This is a genomic window from Pseudoalteromonas sp. TAP-3C, assembly GCF_059888565.1.
Map to the genome: position 1 here is coordinate 985911 of NZ_CM187618.1, position 11979 is coordinate 997889.

Annotated in this window: 9 protein-coding genes; 6 read left to right on the forward strand and 3 right to left on the reverse strand. The window is 42.1% G+C overall.

Annotated elements, in window-relative coordinates; genetic code table 11:
- Positions 1 to 9: 9 nt before the first annotated feature.
- Complete coding sequence (gene cydB / locus AC6H44_RS04600; RefSeq protein WP_500737769.1) at positions 10 to 1149, reverse strand: cytochrome d ubiquinol oxidase subunit II; 1140 nt, start codon at positions 1147 to 1149, stop codon at positions 10 to 12.
- Positions 1146 to 2729: a cytochrome ubiquinol oxidase subunit I gene (locus AC6H44_RS04605; protein ID WP_500737770.1), complete on the reverse strand. Its 1584-nt coding sequence runs from the start codon at positions 2727 to 2729 to the stop codon at positions 1146 to 1148. The genes cydB and AC6H44_RS04605 overlap by 4 nt, the downstream gene beginning before the upstream one ends.
- A 296-nt stretch (positions 2730 to 3025) precedes the next feature.
- Between AC6H44_RS04605 and lpxB the strand changes: the two genes are divergently transcribed.
- From lpxB to AC6H44_RS04635, 6 genes are all read left to right on the forward strand, one after another.
- On the forward strand, positions 3026 to 4183 hold the full coding sequence (gene lpxB, locus AC6H44_RS04610) for a lipid-A-disaccharide synthase (protein WP_500737771.1): 1158 nt from the start codon (positions 3026 to 3028) through the stop codon (positions 4181 to 4183).
- On the forward strand, positions 4173 to 4772 hold the full coding sequence (gene rnhB, locus AC6H44_RS04615) for a ribonuclease HII (RefSeq protein ID WP_500737772.1): 600 nt from the start codon (positions 4173 to 4175) through the stop codon (positions 4770 to 4772). Before lpxB ends, rnhB begins: the two co-directional genes overlap by 11 nt.
- Positions 4773 to 4774: 2 nt before the next feature.
- Positions 4775 to 8266, forward strand: a complete 3492-nt coding sequence (dnaE, locus tag AC6H44_RS04620) for a DNA polymerase III subunit alpha (RefSeq protein ID WP_500737773.1) — start codon at positions 4775 to 4777, stop codon at positions 8264 to 8266.
- 16 nt (positions 8267 to 8282) lie between these two features.
- Positions 8283 to 9239: an acetyl-CoA carboxylase carboxyl transferase subunit alpha gene (accA, locus tag AC6H44_RS04625; RefSeq protein ID WP_500737774.1), complete on the forward strand. Its 957-nt coding sequence runs from the start codon at positions 8283 to 8285 to the stop codon at positions 9237 to 9239.
- Positions 9240 to 9353: 114 nt separating this feature from the next.
- On the forward strand, positions 9354 to 10664 hold the full coding sequence (tilS, locus tag AC6H44_RS04630; protein ID WP_500737775.1) for a tRNA lysidine(34) synthetase TilS: 1311 nt from the start codon (positions 9354 to 9356) through the stop codon (positions 10662 to 10664).
- The gene (locus tag AC6H44_RS04635; RefSeq protein WP_500737776.1) at positions 10661 to 11017 is read left to right on the forward strand and encodes a hypothetical protein; all 357 of its coding nucleotides are present in this window, start codon (positions 10661 to 10663) and stop codon (positions 11015 to 11017) included. Before tilS ends, AC6H44_RS04635 begins: the two co-directional genes overlap by 4 nt.
- A gap of 27 nt (positions 11018 to 11044) precedes the next feature.
- On the opposite strand, the gene AC6H44_RS04640 is transcribed toward AC6H44_RS04635, so the two are convergent.
- Positions 11045 to 11941, reverse strand: a complete 897-nt coding sequence (locus AC6H44_RS04640) for a GGDEF domain-containing protein (protein WP_500737777.1) — start codon at positions 11939 to 11941, stop codon at positions 11045 to 11047.
- Between the last annotated feature and the right edge of the window lie 38 nt (positions 11942 to 11979).

An 11979-nucleotide genomic window follows, 5' to 3' on the forward strand; every position in this document is an offset into this window, starting at 1 on the left:
TTTGTCTCCTTAATAGCTGCCGTGAGGGTTGTTTTCAATTTCATCAACGGTCACTCTGCGCCACATTTTTACATAACACCAGGTGGTGTAAGCTAAAATAAGTGGCACAAATATAACCACGGCAATAAACATCACATTGAGGGTTCTGTGGCTCGATACCGCATCCCAAATGGTTAAGCTAATGTTTGGGTTGTTGCTTGAAGGCATAATGAACGGAAATAACGAAACGCCCGCGGTCATAATCACCCCAATTAACATCACACTGGTTGCTAATAACCCTAAAGCAGGTTTATTTACTTTAGAAAACAACAACGCACACAATGCCATAGCAAATGCCAAAATAGGGAAGGTCATTGTCCATGGGCGTTCACTGTAGTTATTAAGCCATGCGCCTTGAGCGGTGGAAACTACTTTTGCCAATGGATCGGCATGGCCTTGAGTATCACCCATAGAGACAATTTGATAGCCCGTTAGCTTAGCAATCCAAACACCTGCCGCCGCAAATAACACCATAAAGGCAAGCAGTGAGTAGCGACCGTACTGTCCTGAGCGCTCAGCGACCTGATCCGCGGTTCGCAGTTGTAACCACATTCCCGCATGTGCTACTAACATGGTAATACTGATTAAACCGGCAATGAGGGCAAACGGGTTAAGCAAAGCAAAAAACGACCCTTGGTAACTAGTCCTTAGTAAATTATCGATATTAAATGGCACACCTAAAAATAAGTTACCAAATGCGACACCAAACACTAAGGCCGGTATGATACTGCCTGCAAATAAACCCCAATCCCAGTTGTTACGCCAACGTTTAGAATCAACTTTAGAGCGATAGTCAAAACCAAGTGGCCTAAAAAATAACGCAAATAACACCAACATCATGGCAAAGTAAAAACCAGAAAACGCCGCCGCATATACCATAGGCCAGGCTGCAAATAAGGCACCGCCTGCGGTAATAAACCATACTTGGTTACCATCCCAATGAGGACCAATGGTATTAATAACGGTACGGCGTTCTGAGTCTGTTTTACCCACATAGCGCAGTAATATAGCAACGCCCATATCCATACCATCGGTAATGGCAAAACCAATTAACAGCACACCAATAATTAACCACCAGAGCATTTTTAATGTTTCATAATCAAAAATCATACTAATTCTCCTTTAATGGTTGTGTTGTGATCAGGTAATTCAAAATGGTATTTACCGGTATGCAACGAACTAGGGCCTTGCTTAATAAATTTAATCATTAACCACCCCTCTACCATCGCCAGTCCAGTATAGAAAATAATAAAGCCGGTTAAGCTAATTAAAATGTCATTTACAGTCAGTGATGACGTAGCTAAAAAGGTCGGTAACACTTCAGAAATAGCCCAAGGTTGGCGGCCGTATTCAGCCACAATCCAACCAAATTCAATAGCAATCCAGGGCAGTGGAATACTCAGCACCGCCGCCCATAAGAGCCAGCGTTTTTGTTCAATAACTCGGTGTGCGTTGTAATAAAAAGCCAGTATAAATACGCCAAGCATAATTACCCCACAGCCAACCATAATTCTGAATGACCAAAACATAGGGCCTACTTTGGGAAAAGAGTCTTTCACGGCTTGTTGAATTTGTGCTTCGCTGGCATCTATCACATTAGGGGTGTAGCGTTTAAGTAATAAGCCATACCCTAAATCATTTTTTACGCTATCAAATTTTTTGATATTTTCTGGCGTATCATCGCCTGCGCGCAGTTTTTCAAGGTATTTATAGGCAATCATGCCATTACGAATACGTCCTTCGTGTTTTTTTTCAAGATCTGAAATACCAATGACTTGTTTATCAAGTGAGCGCGTGGCAATAATACCTAAGGCGTAAGGAATTTTTATTGCAGCATGAGTTACTTGCTTTTCAGAGTCAGGGAAACCTAGCATAGTAAAGGCAGCAGGGGCTTCCTCGGTATGCCATTCTGCTTCAATGGTGGCCAGCTTTACTTTTTGTACTTCACCGACTTCATAACCAGATTCATCACCGAGTAAAATAACACATAAAATAGAAGCTAAACCAAAGCCCGATGCAACAGAAAAAGAACGTTTAGCAAAGGCTAAATCGCGACCTTTTAATATGTACCAGCTACTTATACCCAGCACAAACAGTGATGCGGCAACGTAACCTGCAGACACGGTATGAATAAACTTAACTTGGGCTACGGGATTAAATACCAGCTCTGCAAAGCTGGTCATTTCCATGCGCATGGTCTGGTAGTTAAATTCTGCCCCGACGGGGTTTTGCATCCACGCATTGGCCACTAAAATCCACAGTGCAGACATATTAGTGCCCAACGCCATTAAAAATGTAACCCCTAAATGCTGGCGCTTAGATAACCTATCCCACCCTAAAAAGAACATGCCTACAAAGGTCGATTCTAAAAAGAAGGCCATTAAGCCTTCAATGGCCAGTGGTGCACCAAATACATCACCTACATAGTGCGAGTAATACGACCAGTTAGTACCAAACTCAAATTCCATGGTAAGGCCAGTAGCCACACCTATAGCAAAGTTAATACCAAATAACTTGCCCCAAAACTTAGTCATATCACGATAGATTTCGCGACCGGTCATAACATAAACCGATTCCATAATAACTAAAATCCAGGTCATACCTATTGTTAACGGCACAAATAAAAAATGAAACAGAGCGGTGACAGCAAACTGTAATCGGGATAGATCCACAAAGGCTTCATCTATCATTGTTGGCTCCTTTAAGAGTAAGGCAGTAAAAGCACAAAACGCAGCGTAATGATTTAATAAACTTTCAGTAATTTCTGAAAGTTTAGGTATTATTGTTGTTTATACTATGTTTGTCAATATTTACATTAGTGAGAGAGTGAGTGTAAGGGGATGTGTGTTTGCGTATGCGCAACAGCATCAAAAAGAATGAAAAAAGCAGAGAAATCGCATTGCCATAAACGATATATTTTAAGCGTTTAATCCGACTCCAAAACACGGTAAACTAGTCGCCATGAACGCCTGATAAATACAATCCAATGAAAAAATATAAAAAACAACTACGTATAGCTATTGTGGCAGGTGAGCTGTCGGGCGATATTTTAGGCGAAGGGTTAATTAAAGCGCTTAAAGCTCACTTTCCTGATGCCACCTTTGAAGGGATTGCGGGTCCTAAAATGCAAGCCCAAGGCTGCAAAACGCTATTTGGTATGGATGAGCTTTCGGTAATGGGGCTAGTTGAAGTGCTTAGCCGTTTACCGCGTTTACTAAAAATACGCAAACAACTCGTGCAGCACTTTATTGATAACCCACCTGATATATTTATAGGGATTGATGCGCCTGACTTTAATTTACGCGTAGAAAAGCCATTAAAAGATGCAGGCATTAAAACGGTGCAATATGTTAGCCCTTCAGTGTGGGCGTGGCGTGAAAAGCGAATTCATACAATAAGCGCAGCAACCAACTTAGTGCTCGCTTTACTGCCTTTTGAAAAAGAGTTCTACGATAAACACCAAGTACCGTGTACTTTTGTAGGCCATACATTAGCTGACGACATTGCACTTGAACATGACGACAGCCAAGCGCGTAACCAACTTGGTTTAAGTGCAGACGATAAGGTGCTGGCATTATTACCTGGCAGCAGGGGCTCTGAGGTCGGGTTATTAAGCGAAACCTACATAAAAACTGCAGCGCAGTTACAAGTACAAAACCCCGCATTAAAAATCGTGGTGCCACTGGTGAACGAAAAGCGCAAAGCACAGTTTATTACTATTTTAAATGCCACAGCGCCTTCACTTAATGTTAACTTACTCGATGGCCAATCAAATTTAGCTATGCAGGCGGCCGATGCAATCTTGCTGGCCTCAGGCACGGCGACACTTGAAGGTATGTTATATAAAAAGCCAATGGTGGTCGGATATAAAATTAAGCCCATGAGTTATTGGATTTTTAAAACTCTATTTACCTTTAATATTAACTATTTTTCACTGCCTAATTTACTGGCAGACGAAGAGTTAGTGCCTGAATTTTTACAAAGTGACTGTAATGTGACTAATTTAACCGCAGCGCTCGCTCCTATGCTCAATAGCGATAATAAAGAATTAAAAGCCCGTTTTTTAACCATACATAAAAAGATTAGATTAGATGCAAGTAAACAAGCTGCGAACGCAGTGGCGGAGTTAATAAATGCAAATTGAACGACCTAATGTAACTTTAATTGCCGGTGTGGATGAAGTCGGTCGTGGACCGTTGGTAGGCGATGTAGTTACTGCCGCTGTTATTTTAAACCCAAATAAGCCCATTACGGGCCTTGCCGATTCTAAAAAATTAACGGATAAAAAACGTCAATTATTAGCCATCGAGATAAAAGAAAAAGCATTGTGTTACGCTATTGGCCGTTGCAGCCCAACTGAAATAGATGAATTAAATATATTACAGGCCACCATGCTTGCCATGTCCCGCGCAGTAGAAGCACTTAGCACAGTGCCCGAGTTTGTATTTGTTGATGGCAATCGCTTGCCTAAACTGACCATGCCTGCTCAAGCTGTGGTTAAGGGTGATAGCTTAGTTGCTGAAATATCAGCTGCATCTATTTTAGCTAAAGTTGCTCGCGATGATGAAATGATTGCACTTGATGCACGCTATCCACAGTATGGGTTTGCAGGGCATAAAGGGTATCCCACTAAAGCACACTTTGCAGCGCTGGAACAATACGGCGCGATAGATGAGCATCGTAAGAGCTTTAAACCTGTGCAACGTGTACTTGCACTTTCGGGTAAGGAGTAATTATGGCAGCTCCTGAATTTGTACATCTAAGAGTGCACTCAGACTTTTCGATGGTTGATGGTTTGGCAAAAACCAAACCGATAGTCGCTAAAGCACAAGAGCTTGAAATGCCCGCTTTAGCCATTACCGATCAAATGAACTTTTGTGGTTTAGTGCGTTTTTATGGCGCAGCGCATAACGCAGGTATCAAGCCACTTGTGGGTGCTGATTTTTGGGTACGCAGTCCTGAATTTCCCGATGAGCCAAGCCGATTAACCCTGTTAGCCAAAGATAACATTGGCTATAAAAATATCACTCTATTAATTTCTAAAGCGTACCAACGTGGTCATGTGTTTCATCGCCCCGTTATTGACAGAGAATGGTTAGTTGATTTAAAAGAGGGGCTTATCATACTTTCGGGTGCAAAAGATGGCGATTTAGGTAAAGCCCTGATAAAGGGGAATCCCGCCATTGTTGAGTCGGTGGTTAGCTTTTATAAGCAGCACTTTAGCAGTCATTATTACATAGAGCTTATTCGCACTAAGCGTGCCCAAGAAGAAAATTATTTGCACATGGCGGTTGAGCTTGCAACCAATGAGCAACTGCCGGTGGTAGCCACTAATGAAGTGGTATTTTTAAAACCAGAAAACTTTGAAGCCCATGAAATCCGCGTGGCTATTTTTGATGGTTACACCCTAGATGATAAACGCCGTCCTAAACGTTTTTCACAAGAGCAATACTTGAAAACGCCAGAGCAAATGGCTGAGTTATTTAGTGATATTCCAGAGGCACTGCAAAACACCGTAGAAATTGCAAAACGCTGTAATGTAACTGTGCAATTAGGTGAGTATTTCCTACCAGATTATCCCACTGGCTCACTAAAAATTGATGAGTTTTTGGTTAAAGTGTCACAAGATGGCCTTGAAGAACGACTGCAGTTTTTATTTCCTGATGAGCAAGAGCGTCAAGAAAAACGTGGTGAGTACGATGAGCGTTTAAAAATTGAACTTGATGTAATTAACCAAATGGGATTCCCTGGTTACTTCCTCATTGTTATGGAGTTTATTCAGTGGAGTAAAGATAACAATATTCCAGTAGGCCCTGGGCGTGGTTCAGGTGCAGGCTCATTAGTGGCTTACGCGCTTAAGATTACCGACCTTGATCCGCTCGAGTTCGACTTACTCTTTGAGCGATTCTTAAATCCTGAACGTGTTTCTATGCCCGACTTTGACGTCGACTTTTGCATGGATAGGCGTGATGAAGTTATTGACCATGTATCGGCCTTGTATGGCCGCGATGCGGTATCGCAAATTATTACCTTTGGTACTATGGCAGCCAAGGCGGTAATACGCGATGTTGGCCGTGTACTTGGTCATCCATATGGGTTTGTAGATCGTATTTCTAAGCTTATTCCGGGCGATCCTGGGATGACACTGGCAAAAGCATTTGACGTAGAGCCGCGTTTACAAGAAGCGTACGACGGCGATGAAGAAGTAAAAGACTTAATCGACATGTGTCGTATTCTTGAAGGTTGTACCCGTAATGCCGGTAAACACGCCGGGGGGGTGGTAATATCGCCGACCACGATTACCGATTTTGCTGCGCTTTATTGTGATGATGAGGGTAAGTTTCCGGTTACTCAGTTTGATAAAAACGATGTAGAAACCGCCGGTTTAGTTAAGTTTGACTTTTTAGGCTTACGCACGCTCACCATCTTGCAGTGGGCACTGGATATGACCAACGAGCGCTTAAAGCGTGAAGGCAAACAGCCGGTTGATATCAACACCATTGCACTGAATGATAAAAAAAGTATTGAGCTACTGCTGCGCGCTGAAACCACCGCCGTATTCCAGCTAGAATCACGCGGTATGAAAGACCTCGTTCGCCGATTAAAGCCTGACTGCTTTGAAGATATGATAGCCCTCGTTGCCTTGTTCCGCCCAGGGCCACTGCAATCGGGTATGGTAGATAACTTCATCGACCGAAAGCTCGGCCGTGAAGACATTTCATATCCCGATGCGCAATATCAACACGAAAGTTTAAAGCCCATTCTTGAGCCGACTTACGGCATTATTTTGTACCAAGAGCAGGTAATGCAAATAGCGCAGGTACTGGCCGGTTATACACTGGGCGGCGCCGACATGTTACGGCGTGCCATGGGTAAGAAAAAACCCGAAGAAATGGCAAAACAGCGTTCAACCTTTGAAGAAGGGGCACGTAATAACGGCATCGATGGCGAACTGGCAATTAAAATATTTGACCTAGTTGAAAAGTTTGCCGGTTACGGATTTAACAAATCTCACTCTGCAGCTTATGCACTGGTATCGTATCAAACGCTGTGGATGAAAACCCATTACCCGGCGGAGTTTATGTCAGCGGTAATGTCGGCGGACATGGATAACACCGACAAAATAGTGACGCTGGTGGATGAATGTGAAAACATGAAGCTCACCTTGTTACCGCCCGATGTAAACGCCGGTGAATACAAGTTTACGGTAAACCTTAAAGGTGAAATTGTTTACGGCATAGGTGCCATTAAAGGCGTGGGTGAAGCGCCGGTTGATGCCATATTAGAAGCGCGGGCAAAAGGCGGGCCATTTAAAGACTTGTTTGATTTTTGCGCCCGTGTTGATTTAAAACGCTTAAATAAACGCGTCACCGAAAAATTAATTTATGCAGGCGCATTAGATCAGCTCGGGCCTGAAAAAACCCAAGCGGGGCGAGCTACATTACTTGCTAGTTTAAAAGACGCGATGCGCGCGGCCGATCAGCATAATAAAGCTGAGCTATTAGGGCAAAGTGATTTATTTGGTTTATTAGCCACTGAGCCTGATGAAGTAGAGCAAGCGTTTATTAAAGCCACACCACTTACCGATAATGAATGGCTTGATGGTGAAAAAGACACCTTAGGCCTTTATCTAACCGGTCACCCTATAAACCAATATCGACGCGAGCTTGGGCATTATACCAGTGGCCGACTCATCGATTTACAACCAACTAACCGCGATGTGGTCTCAACCGGTGCAGGCTTAGTGATTGCAGCGAGAACCTTAATTAATAAAAAAGGAAATCGCTGGGGGTTGATAACTTTAGATGACAAAAGCGCCCGAATTGATGTACGCTTGTTTCCAGAACAATTTGAAATGTACCAAGATATGTTGCAAATCAACAATATTTTGGTGATATCTGGACAGGTCAGCTTTGATAACTTCTCTGGTGGTATTACAATGACCGCCAGAGAAATAACCACCATTGCTCAGGCGCGTGAAAAGCGTATAAAAGCGATTAAGATGACGCTGAATATGGTGCAGATCGAGGCTGGTTTCTTCGATAAATTACAAAAAGTACTCGAACCATACAAAATGGGAACGTGTCCGATCAAGGTATATTATCAACGCCCCGATGCGTTGGTGCAATTAACCCTAGGGATCGAATGGTGTGTTACGCCAAGTGACGACTTAATTCATAAGTTATCGCTGATGGCAGCGCAAAATATAGAACTAGAATTTAACTAATTAGGTAGTTTAGAGCATGAGCCTCAATTATCTTGATTTTGAGCTTCCAATTGCAGAATTAGAAGCAAAAATTGAAGAATTACAAAATGTAAGCCGCGCTGGCGAATTAGACCTTGGATTAGAAGAGGAAGTCAGCAAACTTAAAGAAAAGAGCGCACAACTAAAGGAGAAAATTTTCTCTGAACTCGGCGCTTGGCAAGTATCGCAGTTAGCACGTCATCCGTTGCGTCCTTATACTCGAGATTATATCGAGCGTATTTTTACGGAGTTTGACGAGTTTGCCGGTGATCGTACGTTTGCCAATGACCCTGCAATTTTAGGTGGCGTTGCCCGTTTAGATGGTGAACCAGTTATGGTGATCGGTCAGCAAAAAGGCCGTGGTACTGCTGAAAAAATTAAACGTAATTTTGGCATGCCAAAACCAGAAGGGTATCGTAAAGCATTGCGCCTGATGGAAATGGCGGAGCGTTTTAAAATGCCAATCATGACCTTTATTGACACCCCAGGTGCTTACCCAGGTGTAGGCGCTGAAGAGCGTGGTCAGTCTGAGGCAATTGCACGTAACCTTAAAGCAATGGCCACACTTAAAGTACCGACTATTTGTACTGTTATTGGTGAAGGTGGTTCAGGTGGTGCATTAGCCATAGGTGTAGGCGACAGGGTAAACATGCTGCAATACAGCACTTACTCAGTTATTTCACCAGAGGGCTGTGCGTCTATTTTATGGAAAAGTGCTGATAAAGCCCCTTTGGCTGCAGAAGCAATGGGTGTAACCGCAGAGCGTGTTAAAGAGCTAGATTTAATTAATAACCTAGTTAAAGAGCCGTTAGGCGGTGCGCACCGTAATTACGATGCGATGGCACGTAACTTAAAAGTACGCCTTAAGCGCGACTTAGCTGATTTGCAAGCGTTGTCGCTTGAAGAGATGCTTGATCAACGTTACAAGCGTTTAATGTCGTTTGGTTATTGTTAAAAAATAATTAAATATAGAAAAAAGCCGCCTATGCGGCTTTTTTTGTTTTAAAATGGTGCCATTCACGCATTTTTTATAATGCCACACTATTTGGTATCGCAACCGGTTGAATTAATGCATACATCAGTTATTTATCTACAGCTACAAAAAGCCCTTAATCACTATATAAACAATGGTCAATATACATTTACTGTGGCCGTATCTGGCGGGGTAGATTCGTTGGTGCTGTTACACCTTATGCATGCATTAAAAGAGCAGTTCACGCAATTAAATTTAAGCGCTGTTTATGTAAATCATGGCTTAAGTGATAACGCCCATCACTGGCAGCAATTTTGCCAAGCACGTTGTGAGCAGTTATCGATTAATTTTAAAGCAGCGCAAGTCACTATAAAGCAAAAATCGCGCACCAGTATTGAAGCACAGGCCCGCAAGGCACGTTATAAAGCGCTTGATGAGCACAGCCCAAGTGGTAGCATTATTTTGTTAGGCCAGCATTTAAACGATCAGGTAGAGACATTTTTATTGCGTTTAAAGCGCGGCTCAGGCTTAAAAGGGCTCGGCGCTATGCAGCAAACTCGCGTGCTTGAAAGTGGCCGTGAGTGCTATAGGCCATTACTTGCGGTAAAACGCAGCGATATAGAAGCGTTTGCACAGCAATTTACTATTAGCCATATTACCGATGAGTCAAACGCCAATGAACGTTTTGATCGTAATTTTTTACGCCAACAAATAGTGCCTAGGTTATCAGCGCGTTTTACTGGGTTTGAGCAGTGTACAGCCCGAAGTATTGAATTATTACAGCAGCAACAAGCACTACTTGATGAATATACCCAGCAAGATCTCGCCCAATGCATTAACCAACATCAAGCGCTTAATATACAAAATATGGCACATTACAGCGCTATTCGCACCGCCAATGTGTTGCGCGCATGGCTAGCCTTATTTACCCATACCATGCCCTCACAAAAACAGTTAATGCAAATAATTAGCCAAGCACTGCATGCGCAAGCTGATGCGCAAATAATAATTGAGTTATGCGACGGGCAAATACGCCGTCATCAAGGCTTTTTATACTTTGTACGCCCAAAGCCGTTAGCTGTTAATATTGAACATGTAACAGGTAGCGAACAGGTTCTCAGTGACGGACAAATACTTAAACGTAAACAAGGGGTGGGTATTAGAGCGCCTAAACTCAATGAGCAAGTCAGTGTTCGCTTTAACTGTAATAGTGCGCGCTTTAAACCACTAAAAAAACCCGGCAGTAATACGCTTAAGCATTGGTTTAAAGATGCAAAAGTAGCCCCTTGGCTTCGTGCTCATATTCCATTAATTTTTTATAATGATGATCTAGTTCAAGTGGTCGGTTATTTTGTTAGTGATGATCACAAAGATGAAAATGGCTTTTTTTGGGAGTATAAATTATGAGTCAGCAACCGCATATAGGGCTATCGCTTATTAGTAAAGCGCCAATAGGATTGTTAATTACAAGCCTGATTGCGATACTAGCGAATGTATTTTTAACGCTTGATATTATTACCTTAGGCTACGCCATTTTGGGCGGTGTATTGTGTGCGGCTATTTTACTTGCTTACTGGCTAGGCAAAGGAGGGATATTTTTTATTTTAGGGTTGAGTATGCCTCTACTGCTAGTACTTGTTACACCCCTTGCTACGTTAGGCGCGTTGCTTAATTTGCTCAGTGGTTTCTTTTTTGGCTTTTGCGCTATGCTGCTAATTTACAAACACTTCATATTAAAAAAGCCTAGCGGGGGAAGCTAGGCTTTTAAAATACATAATTGTTTGATGTTAATAGGCTTTTGCACAATTTCGACCTGATCCTTTTGCTTTATATAAGCCTTTGTCTGCACGGGAAAATATCTCGTCCTGGCAATCACCGCTGTTAGTCAATGTAAAACCAATACTAGTTGTGACGTTATATTTAGACATAATTGGTGAATTTTTTACTAGACGCATAATTCTCTCGGCTATTACCTTATTAGTATTAAAAGCGGGGTCCTCAATTAAAATTGAGAACTCATCACCGCCAAACCGAAATACCGAGTCAGTACCTCTTACACTACTAGATAATACAGCAGCAAACTCTTTTAAAACATCATCGCCAACTTTATGACCATAGTTGTCGTTTGCTTGTTTGAAATTGTCTAAATCAAGCAGCATTAAGCTAAACGGATGTCCATTACGTTTATAATTTTCAAGTTTTTGCTGCAGTGTGTCATTAAATTGACTACGATTATTTAAGCCAGTTAAACCGTCTTTAGTGGCGAGCCTGAGTACTTTGCTATACGTCACTGCGTTGCGTAATGGATAAACTAACACGCTATGAAACTGCTGTAGCTTTTTTTCAATAGCGGCATTCAACGGATATTTTGTGTAGTAAGTCAATGTACCTAAATGCTCATTTTCAACGTTAAGATCAAATGAGTAAGTTGGATTTGTGATGTTACTGTTTGCTGTTTTCACATCAATATTTTTTGCTTTAAAATGCACCCCAGAAAAATTAAGCAATTGTTTTGCAAAATTTGCAAAAACACCTAATACATCTTCAATTACCAAGCTGGTTTGTAGTCTAGTCGCTAATTCATGCACTAGAGCTGGTGTATTGTTAGCGTATTGCTCAGCTGAAAACGGCAAAAATTCACCGCGACCAGAGATGCGTTGTGTCAAAATATGAACATTTTCCACTGTTTATTCCCCCTATAGTATTACTATTTAATACTTAA